At 40.6% G+C, this 24,656-nt stretch carries 26 protein-coding genes; 22 read left to right on the forward strand and 4 right to left on the reverse strand.

Annotated elements, in window-relative coordinates:
- Positions 1-165 precede the first annotated feature (165 nt).
- The 8 genes from thrS (at position 166) to HQ43_RS00830 (ending at position 8,440) form a co-directional block, all read left to right on the forward strand.
- The gene (gene thrS, locus HQ43_RS00795; RefSeq protein WP_036788504.1) at positions 166-2,118 is read left to right on the forward strand and encodes a threonine--tRNA ligase; all 1,953 of its coding nucleotides are present in this window, start codon (positions 166-168) and stop codon (positions 2,116-2,118) included.
- Positions 2,119-2,190: 72 nt separating this feature from the next.
- On the forward strand, positions 2,191-2,730 hold the full coding sequence (gene infC, locus HQ43_RS00800; RefSeq protein WP_036788507.1) for a translation initiation factor IF-3: 540 nt from the start codon (positions 2,191-2,193) through the stop codon (positions 2,728-2,730).
- Between the two features lie 106 nt (positions 2,731-2,836).
- Positions 2,837-3,034: a 50S ribosomal protein L35 gene (gene rpmI / locus HQ43_RS00805; RefSeq protein WP_036789010.1), complete on the forward strand. Its 198-nt coding sequence runs from the start codon at positions 2,837-2,839 to the stop codon at positions 3,032-3,034.
- A 111-nt stretch (positions 3,035-3,145) separates the two neighbouring features.
- Positions 3,146-3,490: a 50S ribosomal protein L20 gene (rplT, locus tag HQ43_RS00810; RefSeq protein ID WP_036788510.1), complete on the forward strand. Its 345-nt coding sequence runs from the start codon at positions 3,146-3,148 to the stop codon at positions 3,488-3,490.
- Between the two features lie 265 nt (positions 3,491-3,755).
- Positions 3,756-5,672 (forward strand): molecular chaperone DnaK, encoded by a 1,917-nt coding sequence (gene dnaK, locus HQ43_RS00815; protein ID WP_036788513.1) that lies wholly within the window; start codon positions 3,756-3,758, stop codon positions 5,670-5,672.
- 210 nt (positions 5,673-5,882) lie between these two features.
- The gene (locus tag HQ43_RS00820) at positions 5,883-6,437 is read left to right on the forward strand and encodes a helix-turn-helix domain-containing protein (RefSeq protein ID WP_036788519.1); all 555 of its coding nucleotides are present in this window, start codon (positions 5,883-5,885) and stop codon (positions 6,435-6,437) included.
- Between the two features lie 12 nt (positions 6,438-6,449).
- On the forward strand, positions 6,450-7,712 hold the full coding sequence (locus HQ43_RS00825; protein ID WP_036788521.1) for a site-specific integrase: 1,263 nt from the start codon (positions 6,450-6,452) through the stop codon (positions 7,710-7,712).
- Positions 7,713-7,732: 20 nt separating this feature from the next.
- Entirely contained in the window at positions 7,733-8,440 is a 708-nt protein-coding gene (locus tag HQ43_RS00830; protein WP_036788524.1) for a hypothetical protein, read from the forward strand.
- A 52-nt stretch (positions 8,441-8,492) separates the two neighbouring features.
- Here the strand turns inward: HQ43_RS00830 and HQ43_RS00835 are convergent, their stop codons facing one another.
- Positions 8,493-9,290 (reverse strand): hypothetical protein, encoded by a 798-nt coding sequence (locus HQ43_RS00835; RefSeq protein WP_036788526.1) that lies wholly within the window; start codon positions 9,288-9,290, stop codon positions 8,493-8,495.
- A gap of 274 nt (positions 9,291-9,564) precedes the next feature.
- On the opposite strand from HQ43_RS00835, the gene HQ43_RS00840 reads away from it, so the two are divergent.
- The 14 genes from HQ43_RS00840 (at position 9,565) to HQ43_RS00905 (ending at position 21,658) form a co-directional block, all read left to right on the forward strand.
- Positions 9,565-9,921 (forward strand): helix-turn-helix domain-containing protein, encoded by a 357-nt coding sequence (locus tag HQ43_RS00840; protein WP_036788529.1) that lies wholly within the window; start codon positions 9,565-9,567, stop codon positions 9,919-9,921.
- Between the two features lie 13 nt (positions 9,922-9,934).
- The gene (locus HQ43_RS00845) at positions 9,935-11,140 is read left to right on the forward strand and encodes a VapE domain-containing protein (protein ID WP_394358406.1); all 1,206 of its coding nucleotides are present in this window, start codon (positions 9,935-9,937) and stop codon (positions 11,138-11,140) included.
- Positions 11,141-11,367: 227 nt separating this feature from the next.
- On the forward strand, positions 11,368-12,258 hold the full coding sequence (locus HQ43_RS00850; RefSeq protein WP_235305934.1) for a toprim domain-containing protein: 891 nt from the start codon (positions 11,368-11,370) through the stop codon (positions 12,256-12,258).
- A 128-nt stretch (positions 12,259-12,386) separates the two neighbouring features.
- Entirely contained in the window at positions 12,387-12,749 is a 363-nt protein-coding gene (locus HQ43_RS00855; RefSeq protein WP_036789013.1) for a MobC family plasmid mobilization relaxosome protein, read from the forward strand.
- Positions 12,739-13,680: a relaxase/mobilization nuclease domain-containing protein gene (locus HQ43_RS00860; RefSeq protein WP_036788532.1), complete on the forward strand. Its 942-nt coding sequence runs from the start codon at positions 12,739-12,741 to the stop codon at positions 13,678-13,680. Before HQ43_RS00855 ends, HQ43_RS00860 begins: the two co-directional genes overlap by 11 nt.
- Before the next feature lie 25 nt (positions 13,681-13,705).
- A complete protein-coding gene (locus HQ43_RS00865) occupies positions 13,706-14,428 on the forward strand; it encodes a hypothetical protein (RefSeq protein ID WP_036788535.1) in 723 nt (240 codons plus the stop codon).
- 117 nt (positions 14,429-14,545) lie between these two features.
- Positions 14,546-14,710, forward strand: a complete 165-nt coding sequence (locus tag HQ43_RS00870) for a helix-turn-helix domain-containing protein (RefSeq protein WP_036788538.1) — start codon at positions 14,546-14,548, stop codon at positions 14,708-14,710.
- A gap of 207 nt (positions 14,711-14,917) precedes the next feature.
- On the forward strand, positions 14,918-15,991 hold the full coding sequence (locus HQ43_RS00875; RefSeq protein WP_036788541.1) for an STAS domain-containing protein: 1,074 nt from the start codon (positions 14,918-14,920) through the stop codon (positions 15,989-15,991).
- Entirely contained in the window at positions 15,967-16,407 is a 441-nt protein-coding gene (locus HQ43_RS00880) for an STAS-like domain-containing protein (RefSeq protein WP_036788544.1), read from the forward strand. Before HQ43_RS00875 ends, HQ43_RS00880 begins: the two co-directional genes overlap by 25 nt.
- The gene (locus HQ43_RS00885) at positions 16,389-16,979 is read left to right on the forward strand and encodes a hypothetical protein (protein ID WP_152567439.1); all 591 of its coding nucleotides are present in this window, start codon (positions 16,389-16,391) and stop codon (positions 16,977-16,979) included. The genes HQ43_RS00880 and HQ43_RS00885 overlap by 19 nt, the downstream gene beginning before the upstream one ends.
- A gap of 93 nt (positions 16,980-17,072) precedes the next feature.
- Complete coding sequence (locus HQ43_RS00890) at positions 17,073-18,539, forward strand: RNA-binding domain-containing protein (protein ID WP_036788550.1); 1,467 nt, start codon at positions 17,073-17,075, stop codon at positions 18,537-18,539.
- A 160-nt stretch (positions 18,540-18,699) separates the two neighbouring features.
- The gene (locus HQ43_RS00895) at positions 18,700-19,185 is read left to right on the forward strand and encodes a GNAT family N-acetyltransferase (protein ID WP_036788553.1); all 486 of its coding nucleotides are present in this window, start codon (positions 18,700-18,702) and stop codon (positions 19,183-19,185) included.
- Between the two features lie 494 nt (positions 19,186-19,679).
- The gene (locus HQ43_RS00900) at positions 19,680-20,234 is read left to right on the forward strand and encodes a GNAT family N-acetyltransferase (protein WP_036788557.1); all 555 of its coding nucleotides are present in this window, start codon (positions 19,680-19,682) and stop codon (positions 20,232-20,234) included.
- Between the two features lie 110 nt (positions 20,235-20,344).
- Positions 20,345-21,658 (forward strand): nucleotide disphospho-sugar-binding domain-containing protein, encoded by a 1,314-nt coding sequence (locus HQ43_RS00905; RefSeq protein WP_036788559.1) that lies wholly within the window; start codon positions 20,345-20,347, stop codon positions 21,656-21,658.
- A gap of 710 nt (positions 21,659-22,368) precedes the next feature.
- Here the strand turns inward: HQ43_RS00905 and HQ43_RS00910 are convergent.
- From HQ43_RS00910 to HQ43_RS00920, 3 genes are all read right to left on the reverse strand, one after another.
- A complete protein-coding gene (locus HQ43_RS00910; protein ID WP_036789014.1) occupies positions 22,369-23,136 on the reverse strand; it encodes a DNA alkylation repair protein in 768 nt (255 codons plus the stop codon).
- A 266-nt stretch (positions 23,137-23,402) separates the two neighbouring features.
- Positions 23,403-23,801 (reverse strand): DoxX family protein, encoded by a 399-nt coding sequence (locus HQ43_RS00915; protein ID WP_200879546.1) that lies wholly within the window; start codon positions 23,799-23,801, stop codon positions 23,403-23,405.
- A 58-nt stretch (positions 23,802-23,859) separates the two neighbouring features.
- Entirely contained in the window at positions 23,860-24,579 is a 720-nt protein-coding gene (locus HQ43_RS00920) for a pirin family protein (protein WP_036788563.1), read from the reverse strand.
- Between the last annotated feature and the right edge of the window lie 77 nt (positions 24,580-24,656).

Raw genomic sequence — 24,656 nt, forward strand, 5'->3', positions numbered from 1 at the left:
ACCTGCTTTGCAGAACTCACGGCTTGCTCCGCAAAAACTCACGGCTTGCTTTGCGACAGTCAAAGTTTGCTTCAAAGAATATAACAGGTTCATTCTTTTATTTATACACTAAAAGAAGTATCTTTGCACAATATTTAGATCAAAAAATAGATTCAATAGGAACTTATGTCTCAAATAACGATAACTTTCCCCGATGGCTCTCAGAGAGAGTTCGAGTCCGGTATCACTCCTCTTCAAATAGCGGAGTCTATCAGCTCCAGATTGGCCGGAGATGTCCTTTCGGCGTCTATAAATGGTAAAAATTCCGACCTTGCCACGCCCATTACGGAGGATGCTTCCATCATTCTTCACAAGTGGGACGACAAAGAAGGCAAGCATGCGTTTTGGCACACCAGTGCTCACCTCATGGCGGAAGCATTGCAAGAGCTTTATCCAGGAGTGAAGTTCGGTATCGGTCCGGCTATCGAGAACGGTTTCTATTACGATGTGGATCTTGGCGACAGAGTGATAAAAGACTCCGATCTGGCTGCAATAGAGAACAAGATGAAAGAGTTGGCATCTCAAGGATGCCCGCTGCAAAGACGTGCCATAAGCAAGTCGGACGCTTTGGAGTACTGGAACCAAAAAGGAGACGAATATAAGATAGAGCTTATAACAGACCTTGAAGACGGTACCATCACAACATATACACAGGGAGGATTTACCGATCTCTGTCGCGGTCCTCACCTGAGAGACACATCGCCCATAAAGGCTATAAAGCTGCTCTCCATTGCGGGTGCATACTGGCGTGGAGACGAAAAGCGCAAGCAGCTCACACGTATATATGGTATCACTTTCCCTAAGAAGAAGATGCTCGATGAGTATCTCGTTCTTCTGGAAGAAGCCAAAAAGAGAGACCACAGGCGCATCGGTAAAGAGTTGGAGCTCTTTGCTTTCTCACAAAATGTGGGCGCAGGGCTTCCCTTGTGGCTGCCGAGAGGTACACAGCTTCGCCTTTCGCTCGAAGACTTCTTGAAGAAGATCCAAAAGCGTTATGGTTATGATCAGGTGATGACTCCGCATATCGGTAACAAGGCTCTATACGTTACTTCCGGACACTATGAGAAGTACAAGGAAGATGCTTTCCGCCCTATTCTTACACCTCAAGAGGGAGAAGAGTTCATGCTTAAGCCGATGAACTGCCCTCACCACTGCGAGATGTACAAGGTGAAGCCTCGTTCGTATAGAGATCTTCCGGTGCGTCTGGCAGAGTTCGGTACGGTTTATCGTTATGAACAGAGCGGAGAGCTTCACGGTCTTACCCGTGTAAGAGGGTTTACCCAAGATGATGCGCACATCTTCTGCCGTCCCGATCAGCTGAAAGAAGAGTTCTTGAAGGTTGTGGATATCATCTTCATCATCTTCAAAGCTCTCAACTTTGAAAACTTTGAAGCGCAAATATCGCTCAGAAGCAAAGAGGACAGAAGTAAATATATCGGAAGCGAGGAAAACTGGGAAAAAGCAGAAACAGCGATCATAGAAGCTTGTCAGGAGAAAGGTTTGAGTGCCGTAATAGAATATGGAGAAGCGGCATTCTATGGACCTAAGCTTGACTTCATGGTGAAGGATGCCCTTGGTCGCCGTTGGCAGCTCGGTACCATTCAGGTGGATTATAACCTCCCGGAACGCTTCGACCTCGAATATACCGGAGAGGATAACAAGAAACACCGCCCTGTGATGATTCACAGAGCACCATTCGGATCTATGGAGCGTTTTGTGGCAGTGCTTATCGAACACACTGCCGGAAAGTTCCCTCTATGGCTTACACCGGATCAGGTGGTTATCCTGCCTATCAGCGAAAAGTATAACGACTATGCTTATAATGTTTCTCGCTACTTTGCTTCTCAAGATATTCGCTCTTCGGTGGATGACAGAAATGAGAAAATCGGCAAAAAGATCCGGGATAACGAGCTTAAACGCATCCCTTACCTGCTTATCGTAGGAGAAAAAGAGATGGAAACCAACACGGTATCTGTAAGAAAGCAAGGTGAAGGTGATAAAGGTTCGGAAGAATTTACTACCTTTGCGAAGAATTTGAACGAAGAGGTTGAGTCTATGCTTAATGCATGGCAGGCTTAATCCCTATTTTGATTATACATATACATTATAACATACACACCCATATTCACCGGCAACAGAAAAAAGTACTGAATGGCGATAAACAACAAGAAAGACGATAAGGATCAGCATAGATTAAATGAGAAGATCCGTGTAAAAGAGGTTCGTCTCGTAGGAGATAATGTAGAGCAAGGTATCTATCCTACTCAGAAAGCTCTTGCAATGGCAGAGGAACAGGGCTTGGATCTCGTGGAGATTTCTCCTAATGGTGAGCCTCCGGTGTGTAGAATAATGGATTACCAGAAGTTTCTTTATCAGCAAAGAAAGAAACTGAAGGAGCAGAAAGCAAAATCTGTAAAGGTCGTGGTGAAGGAGATTCGCTTCGGACCTCAGACAGACGAGCATGATTATAACTTCAAGCTCAAGCATGCGATAGGATTCCTCGAAGATGGTGCAAAGGTTAAGGCTTACGTCTTTTTCCGTGGACGATCCATCCTTTTCCAGGATCAGGGAGAGATGCTTCTGCTTAAGTTTGCAAACGACTTGGAGGAATACGCTAAAGTAGACCAGCTACCCAAGTTGGAAGGTAAGAGAATGATCATGATGTTCTCTCCTAAGAAGACTAAAAAGTAAAGCAGCTGCAAAGCTCTTGACTCGATAATTCATATATTTTAAGTGTTGATTGCGCTTATGGCTGCGCAACAACATTATGTTTAACAAACAATACAAACGTACGAAAATGCCTAAATTGAAGACTAACTCCGGTGCGAAGAAAAGGTTTACCCTTACCGGAACAGGTAAAATCAAGCGCAAACACGCTTTTAAGAGTCATATCCTGACTAAGAAGACAACTAAGCAAAAACGTCATCTTACCGCTACCGGTCTTGTTCATAAAGTGGACGAAGCCAGTGTGAAGAGAATGCTTAACCTCAGATAACAGAGGCTCCTGAAAGTAGTATTTGTACAGATTTTTTTAACAGAGCACTTAGCCCCGCAAAGGAGTAAGAGATTCCATAATCCGCTAAGTCTCACAAAACAATTTTAAACTATGGCTAGATCAGTCAATCATGTTGCTTCAAGAGCGAAGAGAAAAAGAATTTTGAAGCTCACTCGTGGCTATTACGGAGCCCGTAAGAATGTTTGGACCGTTGCTAAGAACACTTGGGAAAAGGGTCTTACATACGCTTACAGAGACCGTAAGAACAAAAAACGTAACTTCCGTGCTCTTTGGATCCAACGTATCAATGCAGCTGTTCGTCAAGAAGGTATGAGCTACTCTAAGTTTATGGGTGCTCTTCATGCAAACGGTATAGAAATCAACCGTAAGGTTCTTGCAGATCTTGCAATGAATCATCCGGAAGCATTCAAGGCTATCGTAGATAAGGTGAAGTAAGAAACACTTTCATCTACCAAAATACTCAAGGACTCCTGCCTCTTTTAGAGGTGGGAGTCTTTTTTTTAGTCATATTTGGCACGTTATCTGCTATGCTATCCAAGAGGTGTCATAGATGTCTGTCATACATTCTGCCAGAGTTAAGCTCTTGTCAGTGTACTCTGCCAGCTTTAATCTGTTGGCACACCGTTTGAATTTTATTGTGTGGAATGCTCGAAAGAGAGCTTTCCGAAATGAACGAACAAACTAAAAACAATTATATATAATGGGAAAAATAATCGGAATTGACTTAGGTACTACCAACAGCTGCGTATCTGTAATGGAAGGTAACGAGCCGGTAGTAATTGCAAATAGCGAAGGTAAAAGAACAACACCTTCAGTAGTGGCATTCGTGGAAAACGGAGAACGTAAGGTGGGAGATCCTGCTAAGCGTCAAGCTATCACGAATCCTCAAAATACCATATTCTCTATTAAGAGACTTATGGGAGAGACATTCGGACACATGGCAAACGAAGCAAGCAAGCTTCCTTATAAGGTTGTTAAGGGAGATAACGACTCTTGCCGCGTAGATATTAACGGTCGTCTTTACTCTCCTCAAGAGATTTCTGCGATGATTCTTCAGAAGATGAAGAAGACGGCGGAAGATTATCTTGGAGAAGAGGTAACATCTGCGGTGGTAACTGTTCCGGCATACTTCTCGGATGCTCAACGTCAAGCAACAAAAGAAGCAGGCGAGATTGCAGGTCTTAAAGTAGAGCGTATCGTGAACGAACCTACTGCCGCAGCTCTTGCTTATGGCTTGGATAAGAGTACAACAGATAAGAAGATCGCTGTATTCGACCTTGGTGGTGGTACATTCGATATCTCTATCCTCGAATTGGGCGATGGCGTCTTTGAAGTACTCTCCACAAATGGAGATACACACTTGGGTGGTGATGACTTCGACCACGTTATCATCGAGTGGCTTGTGGATGAGTTCCGCAAAGATGAAGGATTGACACTCAGCGAAGATCCTATGGCGCTCCAACGTCTAAAGGAAGCAGCAGAAAAGGCAAAGATAGAGCTATCTTCTTCTGCATCTACAGAGATCAACCTTCCATACATCATGCCCGTAAACGGTATCCCCAAACACTTGGTGCGTACATTGACCAGAGCAAAGTTTGAACAGCTGGCAGACAAGTACATCCAAGCCTGTGTGGCTCCTTGTCAGAAAGCATTGTCCGATGCAGGACTCAAGGCTTCGGACATCGACGAAGTAATCTTGGTGGGAGGTTCCACCCGTGTACCGGCTATTCAGGAGATTGTACAAAAGATCTTCGGCAAAGCTCCATCCAAGGGCGTAAATCCGGACGAAGTGGTGGCTCTCGGTGCTGCGATACAAGGTGGAGTACTCAGCGGAGATGTGAAAGATGTGCTTCTATTGGACGTTACACCTCTATCTCTCGGTATCGAAACACTTGGCGGAGTGATGACAAAGCTTATAGATGCCAACACCACTATCCCTGCAAAGAAGAGCCAAGTATTCTCTACTGCTGCGGACAATCAGCCGTCCGTAGACATCCACGTGCTTCAAGGCGAGCGTTCTATGGCGAGAGACAATAAAACACTCGGTCGTTTCTCTCTCGATGGTATTCCTCCTGCACCACGTGGTGTGCCTCAAATCGAAGTAACATTCGACATCGACGCCAATGGTATCGTGAACGTAAGTGCAAAAGATAAGGCTACCGGCAAAGAGCAAGCTATCCGCATCGAAGCATCTACCGGTCTTTCGGAAGAAGAGATCCAACGCATGAAGGACGAAGCTGCGGCAAATGCAGAAGCAGACCAAAAAGAGCGTGAGCGCATAGACAAGCTGAACCAAGCAGACAGCATGATCTTCCAAATAGAGAAGAGCCTCAAGGATCTTGGCGATAAGCTTCCTGCCGACAAGAAGAGCGAAATAGAGACAGCTCTTGCCGACCTTAAGGAGAAGCACAAAGCTCAAGACATTGCCGGACTTGATGCTGCAATGGATAAGCTCAACGCTATCTTCCAAGAAGCAAGCCAACAGATGTATGCTCAGCAAGGTGCACAAGCCGGAGGTCCTCAACCTAATCCTAACGCTTCATCTGCTAATGCCGGTGGTGGTGATGCAAATCAGGAAGGAGATGTTACGGATGCGGATTTTGAAGAAGTGAAATAATTACGCTCACAAACGAGCATCAAATAAACAGTAAATAGCAGTAAGATAATAACTTACTGCTATTTTTATTTTCTAGAGTTTCTCGTATTTCTTCGTTTTCTATCGATTTTAGTCGTATATTTGTACCATATTTGTGCCGCGACTTATTAGTGTATAAAGTGCGACTTAAATAAAAATATAAATTGATTATCAGATAGATAAGAAAAGCGTATGCCAGCTGCAAAATTTCAGATTGAGCGAAAGTGCGAATTGTGTGGGAAGACCTTTCTAGCCAAGACAATCACATCAAGGTATTGTTCTATACAATGCTCAAGGTCTGCGTATTCACAAAAGAAGCGAGAGGAAAAGTTAGAAGAGCTACGGAGAGAGAAGGCTGCAAAGGTTCCCAAGGATCAACCTTACCTCTCTATCCCTGATGCTATTGCTTTATATGACGTTTGCAGAGATACACTATATCGACTCGTCAGAAGTAAGGCTCTCCGAAGTTATAACTTGGGAAAAAGGATGACTCGTATCTGTAAAGAAGATTTAGAACGCAACTTTAATCTGAGGCCTATTGATGAGCAAAAGGCGAGAAGAAGAAATGAGGCTAAGCTTTACAACCTTGAACCCGAGTATTGTTACACAATTGGTGAAATAACAGCCAAGTTTGGTGTCACGGAAGGGACGGTATATAAGCATATCAGAAAGTTTTCCATCCCCATAAGGCAGATTGGCAATTATGTCTATGCCCCAAAGTCAGAGATAGACCAACTCTACAAATAACCTTAGATACACATGAGAAAAGAATTACACAACACGAAAGTAACTGTGAGACTTCGCAAGAGTGCATATAGAAATGAGTGGTATCTCTACATTGAGAGTTATCCAGTCTATACTGCGGGCAAATCCGAACCACAACGTGTCCGTGAGTATCTCAACCGCATAGTAACTACGGTAGTCTGGGATAAAACTCGGACTGCACGCACAACATCTTCGAGCAAATCGTACAAACCCAAGCGAGATTTGAATGGAGTGATACAGTGCAAAAGTGAGGTCGATCAAGAAGCTTGTATCTATGCCGATGAGGTGCGAAAGCTCCGTCAAAGAGAATACGATAATGCCGATTTGTACAGTGATACAGATACGGCACAGGCGGAGCAAAAGGAACGTTTGCAACAAAACTTCATTGGCTATTTTCGAGAGGCGATGTACAAGCGACACAAAAATAGCTCCACTTCTATTCTTGTCAATTGGAAGAGAGCTCTGGATTTTCTTAAAATGTATGCTGGGGACAATTTGCCGTTTTTCAAAATCGACAATGCTTTTGCAGAGGAATACAAACGATTCCTTTTAACAGCACCTCGTGGAGGAAATAAATGTGGTACTATTTCTCACAATACGGCATCCACTTATTTTTCTATTTTCAAGGCAGCTCTCAAACAGGCATTTATAGATGGTTATCTGACCGTTGATATATCCGCCAAAATAAAAGGTATTCAGGAACAGGAGTCTCGCCGTGAATACCTTACCGTAGAGGAGTTAAATACGCTTGCTTCAACTCCTTGTGATCGTGAGGTGATGAAACGGGCAGCTCTTTTCTCTGCTCTGACAGGATTACGCCACTGTGATATTCAGAAACTAAAGTGGAAAGAGATCAACATGGATGGAGAACAGCCGAGGTTACATTTCACTCAAAAGAAAACCAAGGGGGTGGAGTATATGCCTATTTCGGAACAAGCCTTACAACTATGTGGAGAACCAAGATTGCCAGAACAACTGGTTTTTGAAGACTTACCTAATCCGTCATGGATTTCTAAACCTCTAAAGCGTTGGATAGAGGCTGCAGGCATCAAAAAGTCCATAAGCTTTCATTGCTTCCGCCACTCCTACGCGACTCTACAACTTGCCAGCGGTACAGACATTTATACCGTAAGCAAGATGCTGGGACACACGAATGTGAAGACAACGCAAATCTATGCAAAGGTGGTCGATGAAAAGAAAAACAAGGCGGCTCAAGCCATAAAATTGGATACGATAGAGACAAAGAGTCAGGAATAACCTCACAAAAATGAATAAAGATGCAGTCTAAGTACTTTGAATATATAATTGTTTATTTATCCGTCTTGCTGGCGTGTGCCTTAATTGGTATAATTGTGAGATTTGTTTTTGTCTCGGCTGGAGTTGACGAATTTACTGCAACCGTAATTTTCTGGATTGTTACAGGTGTAGGTATCATTCTCTATTCAGCCCTGATGCTTCTGATTGACGGCTTGCTCACCGCTATTGTGAAGAAGTTTTTCCCTCGCAAGTATTCTCCATCATCACTTCGAAAAAAGAGAGAAGTTGAGCAGAATTGGGACAAAAAGAGTATAGAGACTGAATTTATTCAGGAGATACGAGTTAGCCAACAGCGTAAACAAAGCGATAAATCAAAAGAGAAGTTGGAGATAGCCATCTCCTATACACAGCATGAATTTGCCCCTTATGTCTCTGATGACGATTTGATACAACTTTGTCAACACATTACAGCTTATTCAGAAGGAAATGTCTTACAAAACCCTCAACCCGTCAGGGTCACAAAACTTACTTCTTTAGACCTGTATCATTTCGGCTGGAATATTTGGAAGCATTTCAGTATCGGCAAACAAGACGAGGTTGCTCTTTTCCTCAAACTTGTTTTTGCCGAAGCACTAAGAGACGTTGAACCAGAGACCATCAAAAGCCACCTCAAAGACGATGAACAAAAAGGGCTAATCAAGATTCAGAAGTGTCTTACGCTTCTTTGAATAAATGAGGAGAACGATAATAAAAACTTCCAAATAGCAGATTCTTTCTGCATTATTCTAAATGCATATCCGTTCTAGATTTTATCTCTTCAGCGATGTCTGATCTATTAGTTTTGATCCACCTATCAAATGCGACTTGAATAAATGGAGCTACCCGATACTGCGACTCTTCGTCGGGCTCCAATCCTAAATCCAGACTATCTGTATAGTCAGATGCCATCATATAGTGGTTGTTAAAATAGAAAAGATAGGCAAAGTGTTGAACAAAAACTGCTGTTAAATCATTCAAGAAAATATCTAATGCTTTAACACGATGGGGTAGATATAACTTTTTGTCATTCAGAAGAATATTGTTGTAGTAATTGTAATGAGTATGATCATTACAGCGTTCCCTAATTTCTTTGTAAAATCTGTCTTTTGAGAGCAATTCCGTTATGGGCTTTAGCTTGTCTGAGTTTTTGATATATTGAGACATTATTCGAAAGGAGGGCAATTTCTCTGTGCCTTTTCTCCAATTATCAATACGTTCAACAATGAAGTTGTTGATGCTAAAATGATCCCTTAAATAAACATTTGTGTAAACATTAATTATGGTTGCATCATAGTATTTCCTGAGCAAAGAGTATCCATCATTAATACTCCCATTGGCCAACACCATCTTTATAGAGTCAAGAGTGCTACCTATTGAGCTAAATACGTAAGTATCCAGATTCAGAAAAGCTCTAGTTCCCTGACTCACAAACATCATTATACTATAGGATAAAGATCGATAAAACTCCGAAAAATCAGAGAGTTCTTCAAAAACTTTATGATTCTTATACTCAATCTCAAGTTGATCAAATTCGTTCATATAAACTCCGTTTATTTGCTACTTATTATTTTCTGAATAGGGTTTACATCTCAACAGACTTCAACCTTTTCATCCCTCAATTGTAATTATAAACAAAATTACAATATCTATGATACAAACTTTGGGTTGGAAAAAACTTTTATAACTTCTCTTTGTCTTAGTAAATAGGAAAACGCACGAATCATAGTGTTTTTGTAGTGTTTTCTCCGTGTTTTGAATCACAGGGAAAACACTTTATTCATTTGTGCCATGTTAAACTCAAAATAGTATAAACATGGACAACAACGAAATTTCTTTTGAGAATCTACCTAAGGCGGTAGCTCACTTAGTGAACGAAGTAGCTGAGATCAAAGCCTTGGTCGAGAAAGGGCAAGATGCGGTTATTTCTCCAAAACGTATTCCTATCGGGATAAATGAGGCGTGTAAAATCATCGGGAAGGCCAAGCCTACAATTTATACGCTTGTGCGTAAGCGTTTGCTTCCTTGCTACAAGAACGGAAAGCAACTCTACTTCTTCGAGGACGAGTTGCTCGAATGGATAGCTAATGGTCGTAGAAAAACTGTGCGAGAACTTGCCGAAGACTCAAAGCTCTTTATCTCTGAAAAGAAGGCCAAGCTCTCTCATTTCTAATATCTATTCAACGATGAAAGAAGAAATGGATGAACGACCAGAAGGGAAGCAATCCAAGAATGAACGGATAGAGTCCTTTCTAAGGGAGCACTATGACTTTCGATTCAACACCGTAAAAAGTCGCACGGAGTTTCGATACTCGAATAAAGAAGCACTTTTCTACCCGCTCGGTAAATTCGATATCAACTCCATGCGACGGCTATTGGATTCTTCACAAGGTATCAGTACTTCGGCAGAGAATATACGAGCGATATTGGAAAGTGATTTCTGTCCGCGTATCAATCCTGTACAGGAGTATTTCCAAAAACTATCGAAGTGGAACGAGGGAGAGGATTCGGAGATTATTCACTTGGCTTCGTGCGTAACGGTTCGGAATCCTGAGAAGTGGCAAACCTACTTGACCAAATGGCTTATTGCAGTGGTGGCGAATGCGATGGATGATTTATTCTGTCGCAATCACACCTGTCTGGTTTTGACTGGAGAGCAGGGTAAGTTTAAGACCACTTTCTTAGACTTGCTTTGTCCCGTGGAGCTAAAAGCATATTTGTTTACGGGTACTATTGACCCTCAAAACAAGGATACGCAGACCCTTATAGCCGAATACCTGTTTATCAATATCGACGACCAACTCAAAGCCCTCAACAAAAGAGACGAAAATGAGTTGAAGAATCTCATAACAACTCCACGGGTTAAGTATCGCAGACCATACGATACGTACATCGAAGAGTATCCTCACTTAGCCAGTTTTATGGCTTCGGTAAATGGTAATGACTTCCTTACGGATCCGACGGGTAGTCGTCGGTTTCTTCCTTTTGAAGTAGAAGCTATTGACATAGAAGCTGCTAAACAGGTCAATATCAATAAGGTTTATTCGGAGGCTTGGTGGTATTGGGAAAGTGGATATCGGTACTGGTTTGATGATGCTGAGATTGCAGAGTTGCACCGAGAGAGCGAAGGCTTTCATGTGCAGACAGTCGAATACGAAATGTTGCTCAAAGGCTTTGAGAAACCAAGTCCTACGGAAGAATCTTATATGACTACTTCGGAAGTCCTGAATTATTTGCGTGGATACACTACGCTGAACCTCTCTGAAAAACGAATGGGAGAAGCTCTGCGCAAAGCAGGATTTGAACGAAAGTCTCGACGGATAGGAGGTAACCCTATGTATGTTTATCATATCAGGAAAGTCTTCCCGAATCCGTTCGTGAGTTCCTTTTGACCTATTGATAAATTACAGTTACTACTTACTACAAGAGATACTAATCCAGTGAAAGAAAAAAGATTGAGCGTGTAGTATGGTTTTATAATCTGTCTTACAACAGAGTTACTACTCGCACCGATGATACTACTACAAGAAAACAGGTTACGACTCTTTTTCTTTTCACTGTGAAAGAGTTATCCATCCATATTCATGTAGTAAGGAAAATCTCCAAAACTTAGAAAAACATGATGAATATTGAACATATAAAATCCTTATCTCTGAAGGATTATTTGGCTAATAAAGGCCATTACCCAGTGAAGGAGTATACGACTTATGGAATGTATAGAAGTCCTTTTCGGGAAGAGAGTAGCCCCAGTTTCAAGGTCGATTACAGAGCAAGTCTCTGGTATGACTTTGGAAGCGGTGAAGGTGGCAGCATAATTGATTTGGTAATGAAACTACATGGCTGCACACTGTCTCAAGCAATTGGACTTTTAGAAGACCGTGTAGAGATTAGCCCTCTTATGCAGAATGACTTTGACCGACAGGCTGAGAGTGGCGAAGAGATGAAAATAATCGAAGCCGCCTCTTTGCATCATCCTAATTTGCTGAGATATCTACAAGACCGTAAGATTGATTGTTCTGTGGCGAAACGATACTGTCGTGAGATTCACTATCAAGTAAAAGGGCGTACTTATTACGCTATCGGAATGCCTAACGACTTGGGAGGTTATGCCATTCGTAATCTCTATTTCAAAGGCTGTTTACCTCCTTCCAGTATCTCCTCCTTTGATCGAAATACGGATACTATCAATCTCTTTGAAGGATTTATAGATTACTTGAGTTTTTGTACCCTTTATCCTGACAGAAATACTGAATCTGCGATTGTACTGAACTCTGTAAACAATCTCCAAAAGGCTCATTCCTTACTCTCGAAATATGCCATTGTTAACGCTTATCTCGATAACGATGCAGCAGGAAAGAAAACGCTTGAAGTGCTTTGGAGAATGAATCTTCGCGTTAATGATTGCTCCATCCTTTATGAGGGACATAAGGACTTGAATGATTTTCTCTGTCGAAAAAATCAAGAACTCATTTCTCCTCCGAGAATGAAAAGTCGGGGACTCAAACGATGAATGGGTATGGAGTCAAGCCCTTTGCTTATTAGAGGAGCAAGTTTGTGTTTTGGTCAGACCAAAACCTTGCTCTTCGAGGATTGACTCATCCCGTTGGTCTATTCATAAATCAAAAAACAAATGCAGTAATGAAGACAATAGAAAATCGTAATACGAACGATCGCCCACCCAAACGACCGGTAGAAAAGAAGAAATATAAGGTTACACTGAAAATGGCAACCGAGGAGTTCTACTCTCTGAAAGCTAAAGCACGTCTTGCTGGGATTACCCGAAGTGAATACATCCGTCGTTGTATCGCTGCGAGTATCGTCAGGCAGAGGCTGTCTCCCGAATTGATGAATCACCTTCGTCAGCTAAGTGGAATGGCCAATAATGTCAATCAGATTGCCCACAAAGCCAATGCTATGGGATACGCACGAGTCTATCAAGACAACCTTGTGATGACTGAGAGATTGGACAATATCATAAAACGAATCGAAGATGATTGCTAAGATTGTTCAGGGGAGAGGATTTCGAGGGGTGATAAACTATGTTTTGGAGAAAGAGCGTGCTCAGCTCTTGCAGGCGGAAGGCATTCGTCTGAAAGATAGAGAAGCTATAATCCGAAGCTTTATTACTCAAAGTAAACTTAATCCCAAGATTACGAAACCTGTAGCCCACATCTCTTTGGATTTTTCAGCCCAAGATAAGGCGCATTTAACGGATGCTTTTATGGTCAAGGTGGCACAGGAATATTTACAGAAAATGGGCTACTCCAACACGCAGTATCTTATTGCTCGTCATCACGATACAGACCATCCACACATACACATGGTAATCAATCGTATTGATAACGATGGTCGAAGAATTTCAGATCAAAATGAAAAACTACGTAGCACAAAGGTCTGCATGGAACTGACTAAGAAATACGGATTATATATTGCTTCTGGAAAAGAGAATGTCAAGCGTGAACGGCTGAAAGGGAACGACAAAACCAAATATGAGATTTACGATGCTCTCAAAAAAGCTATTCCTCAAAGTTTGACGTGGGGACAGTTGCAAGCAACCCTAAAGCAATCAGGTATAGGCTTGGAATTCAAGATAAATGGCAATACGTATAAGATTCAGGGCATCATTTTTGAGAAAGATGGTAATCGGATTTCAGGCTCCCATGTAGATAGAGAATGTAGCTTCTCAAAGATTGACAGGCAGATTAAAGATAATGCCTATCAAGCACTGCAAGTGGCAGAAAAACAAGAGTTCAAAACATCAGAAACTGGAGGTGTGATGGATGCTCTTGATTCTCTTATTGGGCAACTCAGCATTTTCTCACTTTTTGATAGCCCTCATTATGATGCGACACTTGCCGAATACATTCAGGCTCTGAAAGCCCGAAAGTTGGCGGCTAAAAGCAAAATCAGAATACGCAGAGTACTGCACTAATGTTTAATCACAAAAGAAAAAGTATATGTACACAGATAGAATAGATACTTCGGCCGTATATGGTCTGTTTGAGGAATTGAAGCAAAGTCTTACGGAAATGGCTTCCTCCTTAAAGGGAAGATCTGAACAACAAACGATCGACTTGAGTAAAATCGAAGAGCTTCTCGGGAAGATGAATACACTTTCAAAGCAAGAGGTGTTTTCTCCCGAACAAATCAGTGTCTTGGAAGAAATACTTACCAAGAGCGTAGTGGCAGGAATGGAAATCGTCTTTGAGAAGTTGGAGGGATGGGATTCAGAGAAAAAAGAGACTCTACAAGCCATTGAGGCGAAAATTGATGAGATGGGCAAAGAGAGTCGCACTGTCATCCGCAAAGAACATGTTTTTAGTCTTGACTTTAAGAACAGTAAAACGGTTATCACTCTTTGCTGTATGGGACTTGTTCTTTTGTTTTCTCTGGTTGGAAACTTCTGGCAAATGCGACAAAACGGTAAACTATCGGATAATGATTTGAAGTATCGCTACATCAAAATGTATGGAGAAGCCAATCAGGAAAAACTAATGGATTTGGAAACGGTTTTTACTTATCAGAGAGACGAAGAGCAGATTGCTCTCATCCGAGAACAAGTGGAAACTTACGAACGATTGGTCAAAGAACAGGCAGAAAAGACAGAGCGAGCCCGCCTGAACACATCCCAAGCAAATGAACTTCAGAAGCAGGCAGAGTTCATAAAACAACGGAAATAAATGCTTCTCTTCTACACCCATTAAAAGATTTAAGGGAATGAGAAAATAAATCCTCATTCCCTTTTTCTATGCTATTTCATTTCATATCTTTGCACTATCAAAAGAACATTGAACGCGATGGATAAACCCATGAATCGAATCAAAGAAGTGCTTGAGGAAAAAGGAATTAAGCAAACATGGCTTGCCGAAAAACTTGGCAAGAGCTTCAGCATTGTCAATGCCTATGTCTGCAACCGACGACAAGAAAATTTCAAAAATTATTTTATCGATTCTAGTTACTGACAAATCATAAACTATAGATATAAATAGTTTTAGTATAGATTGATGAATTAATTCTTTATTCGTTCTTTGATTGATTTATTGAATCTGTGATGAGAGTAGAGGTGAGTAAACAGAGGTAGCTTATCTAGAGATGTTTTTATATCCCGACAAGACATTTAGGGTACTATTCGCTTAAAATATAGTTTCAAAAAGACAGAATTTGTTTCGATGAAAAATTCAAGAAAATACATATCTATTCAACGGATAAGAATCAGACAAGATAAATTAGAGCGTTTGAGAAGAAAATCTGTTAAAAAGAAACGACAAAGAAATATTGATAGCAATGGTAGGAAAAAGGATAAAGAATGGGAAATTAACGAAAGACATTCTTTGTATGGGCATGCTAAGCGAATAGCTGTTTCTGCAAGACAGAATCTTAGTTTGCTCAAGGACTCAGAAAATGTATTGGATTTTATGAGAAAAATTGAAAACGCAACAGCTAAAAATCAAAAAGTAATTCTTACTCTTGACCTCAGGCAAGTTACAAGTATTGATATTGGGGCTATTAGTGTTTTGTTATCTAAAATAAATAAACTAACTCAGAGGAATATACAAGCTATTTGCAAGTTGCCACAAGACGGTAATTGTAAGAAAATGTTTTTTGAGTCAGGTTTTTCTGATCATATGAGAGATTTGCAAGGAGGGAGAATACTCTACAATAAAAAAAATAAAAACTTAATGGTAAACCGAGGTTTTGATAAAACGAGCAATCGAGAAATCGGGTTGGCCATTAAAGATTCTGTTAAGTATTTAACAGGGGTTGAAGATACCTTTAGACCATTATATAGTATAGCTCAAGAAATGTGTGCCAATTCAGTGGAACATGCCAATCGGTACAATAAGAATTGGCTATTTTCCGTTTGGTACAAGGATGAAGATAATGTTTGCTTCACGATGACTGATATTGGTGAGGGCATTTTGGGAACATTAAAAAGAAAATTTTCTCAAAAAATCAAAGAGCAGCTTTTGATTGATAATAAAGAAATTTTAAAACGAGCATTTGAGAAAAAGTATACTTCTGTGACCAAGGATGTTAACAGAAATAAGGGGTTGCCGAAAATAAAGAATATTTCGGATGCGAACTACATTAACAACCTGATTGTTATAACAAACAACGTGTTGATGGATTTCTCTGATAGCACAAATTCAAAAGTCTTAAACCGAAAGTTCAATGGAACTTTCTATTATTGGGAGCTAAATAAAACATGTATAGAAATATGGAAGAACAGAAAATTTGCATAGCCCTAGCTGATTATTCAAAGAGTCCAGGGCCAAGATATTGTTATCAGGGAGATGATTCTGGTGAAGATTTTTACCACAAGATTCTGAATAAAAAATTCAAAGAGGCCTTTGATAAGAAGCTAGAACTCGAAGTGAATTTAGATGGTCCTGATGGATATGCCTCATCATTTCTTGACGAAGCATTTGGTAATCTTATTTTTGATTTTGGACAGAAGAATGTGCAGAGTCACGTAAAAATCATTTCGAATGAGGAGCCTGAATGGATTGAGATGATTGAGAAAGAAACTTTTCCAGAATGGGAGAAACGGCGTAAAGGTAATCAATCTCCTAAAAAAACTGTTGAGCACGAAGAATGGTGGCGTTTTAACTTTGCAAATAATTCAACAGAGAGACAAAAATGGATAGGCAAGAGCTGATGTTATGCGGGTTGCAAATCTCTGATTGGATTGGGGTCGTAGAAATCATTGTAAGTTCCGCGATTGGCATTTGGGTTGCTATTACCGTACAAAATAATCTCACAAAAAGCAGGTATTTAAAAGAATACTTTATCAATGAGGTAAAAGACATTAGAGATTTATATAAATCATTTATAAACCGACTTTATAAGAGTGAGATTTCGGCTATAGATATTAAAGATTGGTTTAAAGTTATGTCTGAGAGGACTCAAAATTTAGATAAGTTCCTTTATGAAGAGTATTGTAAGTTTGATAGTTTTTTGATAGTTTCTAAACATGCAGAAATTCAGCGCAAAATCACCTCAATGGACGAATTTAACGAGAATTATAAAGAGCCTACAATATCATTTGCAAATTCCTCTAAGAACGAAATTCTTAAACTTCATTCTGAATTAAGTTGTGTTTTGACTCAAAGGATTATTGACATAAACTCAGCGAAAAAGCGAAAGAGAAAGAAAAAAAAGCATATAAGCGGATCGAAAATCTGCAATGTATTTACTATCCATATTATCAATTTGCATAAAGGGATCTGAATTATCGTCCTTTGTAACCACCCAAATGTAAGGGTAAAAACAATATTACATGGACAAAAAGAATGACAAAAGTTATAAAATTAGATAATTAATATGATTGTCTCTAAAGACCTTCTGCAAATGCTTTCAGACACTGAGAGCTACAATATCGAGAGGACAGAGTCGACTGGCAATATGGATAAGTTTTGTCAGGCGATATGTGCTTTCTCAAATGATATTTCGGGTAGTGGCAGGAATGGCTATCTCATTATTGGAGCAAAGGACAATGGAGAGTTGTCAGGTTTGCAGGTTGATGATAAGCTCTTATTGCAGATTGCCAATATTCGGACAGATGGCAACATTCTCCCTCAGCCCACCATGACAGTAGAGAAGTTCCATTTTGATGAAGGGGATGTATTGGTGGCAGAAGTCCAGCCCTCAGAATTTCCGCCTGTACGTTATCGTGGTCGTGTTTGGGTACGTGTCGGTCCTCGGAAGAGCACTGCAACAGAGGCAGAAGAAAAGATACTCACCGAAAGGCGACTCTCCAACGTTCATACTTTTGATGCTATGCCTTGTTTGGGAACGAGCATTGACGACTTAGATGTATCTCTCATTCGTAAGGAGTTTTTGCCCAAGGCTGTGGCAGAGGATGTTCTCGGTGAAGACAAACGAGATATCACGGATCAACTTGCCTCTCTTGGCTTATATGATTTGCGCTATAACTGTCCGACTAATGGGGCTATTGTCCTATTTGGAAAGAATCCTGAGCGACACGTACATGGGGCGTATATTCAATATGTTCGCTTCAAGGGTAAGGATCGTGCGGGCGATATTCTCAACGAGCATAAGTTTAGCGGTAATCTTTGCAAGGTATTGCTTAAGATTGATGCTTTTGTCGAGACAAGTATCTCTCAAAAGCGTCCTATTCCCGTGAGTGTACTTCGGGAAGAAACAGTTTCTAAGTACCCATACTGGGCTACTCGAGAGTTGTTGATGAATGCCATTATGCACAGAGATTACGAGGGTAACGCTCCTATTCAGTTTTATGAGTACGACGACCGCATCGAGATTCAAAACCCTGGAGGGTTGTACGGCAAGGTCTGTCCTGATAATTTCCCAAATGTTAGCGATTATCGGAATCCCTTTATTGCCGAAGCAATGAAAGTCTTGGGCTATGTAAACCGATTCAGCCGTGGAGTCTATCGAGTTCAGAAGGAATTGGAAGAAAACGGTAACGGGCAAGCCTCTTTTGATTTTTCATTGATTACAGCTTTTCGAGTAGTTGAGAACGTTTCTCAAAAGTATTTTGAAGAGGGCTTTGGAGGAGAAACTACCCAAGAAAAGCCCAAGAAAGGCCCAAGAAAAGCCCAAGAAACATCCAAGAAACATCCAAGAAACATCCAAGAAGAACTATTAGGCATAATCCAAGAAAATCCAGAGATTACACGGAGAGAAATGGAAATGATACTCGGATGTTCAACGGGTAAAATAAAGTATTACATTGAGAAAATGACCAAGCAAGGTGTCATCAAGCACGAAGGCTCTACAAAGGCTGGAAAGTGGATAATAATCAAATAAAACGTGTACATAATATTGAGCAGTCTTTTGTTGCTTGTATTGGTTGTCGTGCTCATAGGAGCAGTCCTTCCGAGAATCAGAACAGCTACAAAATGGTGTTTTATATACCTTTGTTGTGGTTAAACACTTATCATAGGTTTAAACATATATACTATAGCAAATGTCAAATAATGCAGTTTTTCGAAGAATGTTCCCTCATGAGTATTGCATGTTGGAGGACTTTTTGTATGAAGCCATTTTCATACCTGAGGGAGTAGAGCCTCCTCCGTATGACATTATTTATCTACCAGAGCTATATATGTACATTGAAGACTTTGGGAGTAAAGCTTCAGATCTAGCAGTAGTAGCAGAAGTGGATGGAATCATAATCGGAGCAGCATGGGCACGTATCATGATGGACTATGGACATATTGATGATCAAACGCCCTCTCTTTCCATCTCACTACATCCAAACTTTAGAGGACAAGGCATCGGTACAAAACTTTGGAAGACATTACTTGATCATCTCTTTCTGGCTGGTTATCACCAATGTTCTCTATCTGTACAAAAAACAAATTTTGCTACTAAACTGTATGTACGCAGTGGATTTTATGTCGTCAAAGAGAATCAAGACGACTATGTAATGGTAAAGAAGCTCAGAGAGTAGATAAATCAGAAACACTACTACATTGTCTACAATATAACCATAACCGATTGTTTGTAATCGATTTCAGAAATCATATTTGTACCATGTGATTGCAATCTGCTGTAAATCAGTATAGATTTGTTTTGAAGAAGTCAAATAAGCATTACATTCTAACATAAGTAGAAAAATCGCAGCAAGTGTTTAGCTTGCTGCGATTTTTCTTTCTACCCATCCTTTATGCCTAACCAGAGGAGGATATAATATTTTTATCGTTTAGTCGGTTATGCTTTTATAGTTCTGATAAGGCTATATCATTGACGAGAACCCAAAGAAAGGAAAGAGGCGAGAATAGAATAGGTGATGAAGATAAAATCTCTGATTTTTATCTTGCTTTTTTCTATCTAACACATTATTCCATTTCATATCTTTGTGTTAGTGCATTATCCTACATTAGTGATAGGCGAGAGATGATATGACAAGATGATAATAAAGTGAAATCTTGATTTAGTAAGAATATGGAATTACAAACAGAACATTTAATTTTAAGGCCATGGCAAGAGAGCGATGCCGAAGATCTTTACAAGTATGCGCAAAACCCTAATGTTGGTCCAATAGCTGGTTGGCCCCCACATACGAGCATAGAGAATAGTCGTGAGATTATTAAGAGCGTTCTTTTGACTCCTGAAACTTATGCTGTTGTATTGAAAGCGACAGGAGAAGCAGTCGGTAGCGTTGGGTTAATGACGGCAAGAAGTGAAATTCACTCTGCAAAAATGGCAGATACCGAGTGCGAAATAGGCTTCTGGCTTGGAGAGCCATTTTGGGGACAGGGTTTGATACCCGAAGCTATAAATGAGTTACTTCGATATGCTTTTGATGACTTAAAGCAGACTGCCGTTTGGTGCGGTTATTTTGACGGAAATGAAAAATCAAGGCGTGTACAAGAGAAATGTGGATTTACTTACAGCCACACAGAGCACGACAAAGCAGTTCCATTATTGAATGAATTTCGCACAGAACATTTCACGAAACTCACATTAGACAATTGGAGAAAAACCAGAAACAGATAAATATGTTCGGTGATGCTTTTGTGGACTTAAACCTGTTTATGACAGTATTATATCGAGAAGAATTCAGGATAGGGTTAAGTGTTAACTTTTAATTTTCAACCAAAATCGATATGAAAAATAACATAACCATAGCTATAGCTACGATCTTTCAAAACGGAGGGGATGCAACAAGAGCCCTTGAGATAGCGAAGATTATAGATGAATATAAACCAGAGAATTGTAATCTCAGGATTGTATTCCTCACAAGAGGAAGCCTATACGAAGATAAAGTTATTGAAGCAGGATTTGAGCTCTATCGGGCTACTCCTCGATTGGAAGGTATTCGCTATCAAGATGATTTCGAAACTAAATTCGGAGAGCTGATCGGAAACGAATCATTAGCTTATGATATATTGCAGGGGGAGATTAAAGCATATAAAGAAATCAACCCCGATTTACTCATTTATGGATTTTGGCCGATAGGGAGCATCGCAAAGCGTTTGGCTATTCCAAGCGTAAAAAGCATTGCTTTCCTGCCACTGCCGTTAACGGAAACTTTTCTAAATGAGAGCCTCACCTTTCCTGATGAATTATTCTTTTCTCGATTACCAGCTAAGTTTCAGAAGTGGATAATGAGCTGTATTCCCCATTCATTAAAAAAGAGGAATCCGGCATTAAAGCATTCCTTAATCAGAAAGGCTGCTGAAAAATCCGGATGGGATGGATCTCCTTTAATCAACATATTTGAGATGCTTAAGTCTGATCTTTTATTGGTCAATGATTTGGCAGTCTTTTACCATACAGAGCAATACGACAGTACGGTAATCTTTACAGGACCGGTGTATGCTCAGGAAAAGCAAGAAGAAATAAAAGACAAAGAAATTCTCAAAATTCTTGATGATACAAATACACGCAAAAAGTTCTTTTGCACTCTTGGAACATCAGGAAGCAAGGAGGAGTTATTAGAAATAGTAAAGATGTTCAACTCTCCTTGTGGCATGAAGTGTGGTGGTATTATTCTTTCTCCTCCTTCTGTTTGTCCATTGGAAGAGTCTCAACGACTGCTTAACAATAAAAATGTTTATGTAACCGATAAATTTGTTCCGGCAAAAGCTATTAGTAAAAGAGTTGATTTAGTAATATGCCATGGAGGACAAGGAACGCTGCAAACAGCAATAACGAGTGCAATTCCTTTGATAGGAGTCGCTACGCAACCTGAACAGAAAATCAATTTGGAGCATTTAGAGGCGTTTGGTTCTGCTATTCGGATACCTATGAGAAAGTGGAACTGCAAAACTCTTGAGAAAAAAATTCAAGAGGTTTTGGAGCATTACCCCGAATATAAACAAAGTGCAGAAATGCTGTGCAGACAATACAATGAAACCAATGCAAAAAAAATCATTGGAGAATCAATTTGGGAATCAATAGAAGTTGTCAGAAAGTAATACCCAAACAACCGGTAATAATATTCTGATTGTTTATAATTGATTTCAGTAGTCATATTTACTCCATGCTATTGCAATCTGTTGTAAATCAGAATGTTTTTTTTGTTTTTACTTCAAGGAGGAATTATTAAATAAGTAGTATTCCTACTCGTTGCTACTAATCTCAGTAGCCAATTATCGGAAGTTATACGAATCCGATAATTGGCTGTTTTTATTTCTATATTTGATTCCCTATAATTTTAAGATAAATGAATAGTCGGATTGTAGCTGTTTAGAAAATCATTTGAACGTGTTAGAAAGATAGGTGAAAGGTGTTTAGAAATATGAAGTGAGTCTTGGTTGCTGAAAATCAAAGTTTGGATTCTGGAAATTATGACTTGATTTTTACCAACCGAGCTTTGATTTCTCTTGTTAAACGTATTCACCGAAGGAAGTGAACAGGTTCTTTGGAAATTTGAAATATGGTCAGACTATAAATTCTTTACACTGTTTCAGATGAAGAGAGGGGTGTTTTGTGGATCTGTCAGTGATTATTCTCTTGTGAACAAGAGAGCATGAGAAACGATTTATGTATGACGTTTTTTGCGGAGCCTTATTGATGTGTACTTTGCTTAGCCTTTCCTGCCATGTTGATCTTCGTGGGGTGTCTGCAAAAGGTATCTGTTGAAGGCTTTTCTAATCTTGGCTCCGGTTTTTCGGCTATTATCTGTTCATCTTTCTTCGCACGAAGAGCACATGGCATCTTTGTTCTTGGTGCGAGAGGCATGCTTGATGATCCATGCGCACGCCTTTGTCATGTCCGGGCTTTCCCAGTCGGTAATGATCTGCTCAAACTTTAGAGGATCGGCTTTGTAAAGATCGTTCAGATTGTTGGCAACGCTCTTTTGGATGGTTTTGTCCGGATCGTTTCTCAGGTTAGAGAGAATTTCCCGGTAGAGATCGAAGTGCCGTAGCGCGACATCTGTTTTCTTTGACCATGGGAGGTATATGCGGAGGCATTCGCTTGCCAATCGACGTACTCTTTGATGCTCGTCTTTGCTCCACTCCAACATCAGCCGCATGGTCTTTTCGGGAAATCGAATGAGGATCGGACGCATACAGTATTCGCCTGTGAATCTTTTGGTCAGCTCTTTGCTGAATGCCGTGCTCGGCTCGAAGTGAGTGTCTCCGTATAGCTCTACGAACTTGCCCACGGGCCAAAGCCACCACCCCTCGCTGAACATGCCTAAGCTCCCTTCGACTTCCGGTCCGAGAATCCGGATGAAGATACTTAGTGTCTGTTCGTAGCTCTCAGGCAGGCATGCTTTGAGCGCAGTGGCAATGAGGATTTGTCTGTCGTTGAACTCTAAGAACTCCAGCCGTTGCGATACCAAGTTGATAAACTTGCCGGTATCAAACGGAGGATATACCGATGCTATTTTATGTCCAAGAAAGAGGCAATACTCCTGATTATAATACTCCTTTAGTTTCTTTGCCATGCTGTTGTCTGTTCGTTTATCGGATTTGAGTGGGCTGAGACTTTGGGTGGTGAAGTAATTGATAAGAAGAGGTCCGATTTCGGATGTTGTTGCGGCATGGAAGCTGCAAAAGAGGAATGACGGAAGGAAAGCATGGGAATATTCGAAGAGAGAGCAAGAGCGCAAACGCGTGCCGAGAAAAAGAGAGTAGAATCGGAGCTTGGAGATAACTTGGAGATAAATAGAAGAGCGAAACAGTAATGTTTCGCTCTTGTGTTATGGTAGTATCAGTCCCACTTATTTTTTGTAGAGACGGCATATTTCCCTCCGCCTGTAAAGAATAGAGCAAGAGCCCCGAATAAGAAGAGTCCGGGTAGTTCTGCCCCCCATCCTCCGTACTGATTGAGAGAAAAAACGGGGTGCCCTCCTAACCAGATAATGGCAATACAATTAAATACGAACAGGAGTGCCGCTAAGCGTGTCCTTGCTCCAAGTATCAGCAGAAGAGGTGCCAGAATCTCTCCTATATATACACCATAGGCGATAAATGCAGGTAGGCTTTTTGCTTCAAGCATCCCTTGTACGGGGCCTATGCCTCCTTGTAGTTTGGCGATGCCATGCAACAGCATCATCACCCCGATCGAGAGTCGGAGGATCAAAATGCCTAAATCTTTGTTTCTATCCATAATGATATTGTGTGTTTGATGTTGTCTTATTTTGTGTCTGTTTTCTGTATTGCTCTGATCAGGCAGTCATAGGTACTTCCATAAGAAGTATTTCGGTGCCCGAAGCATCGGACGTCACGGAGAGAGTGTCTATATCCCAAATACCGAGACCGTCTCTTGTTGAGAGCGAGTGGCCCGAAATAGTGGCTTTACCTTTTATGATAAAGGCATAGACGCCGTTGCCTTTGTGCTTTATCTTGTATTCGGATGTTGTGCCGTGGTCAAACTTTCCCATATGGAACCATGCATTTTGGTGTATCCATACCCCTTCATCATTCGGATCGGGGGAGAGGATTTGGTGGAATCGGTTGATCATGCTGTTTACATCCAAGCTTTTTTGATCGTAGCGAGGAGCAACATTTTTTTTGTTTGGGAAGATCCAAATCTGTAAAAATTTGGTCAGACGATCTTTGTTCCTATTATATTCACTGTGCTGAATACCTGTCCCGGCACTCATGACTTGAATATCTCCCTGCTTGATCACAGCAATATTGCCAAGAGTATCTTTGTGTTCAAGATCTCCCTCCAAAGGAATGCTGATAATCTCCATATTGTCGTGCGGATGTTTACCAAAGCCCATTCCTGCTGCAACGGTATCATCATTGATTACTCTAAGTGCACCGAAGTGTATGCGTTCGGGATTGTAGTAGTTGCCAAAGCTAAAAGTGTGATAGGATTCTAACCATCCGAAGTTAGCTTTACCACGTGTTTCTGATTTGTGAATTACAAAATTTTTCATGTTAATTAAATCTTATGTGGATTGTGTATAGCTTTTTATAAATTGGTTATCGACAATCTATCCGTAGAGATGTTCTG

It is taken from the genome of Porphyromonas canoris (genome assembly GCF_000769115.1).
Classification (GTDB): Bacteria; Bacteroidota; Bacteroidia; order Bacteroidales; family Porphyromonadaceae; genus Porphyromonas_A; species Porphyromonas_A canoris.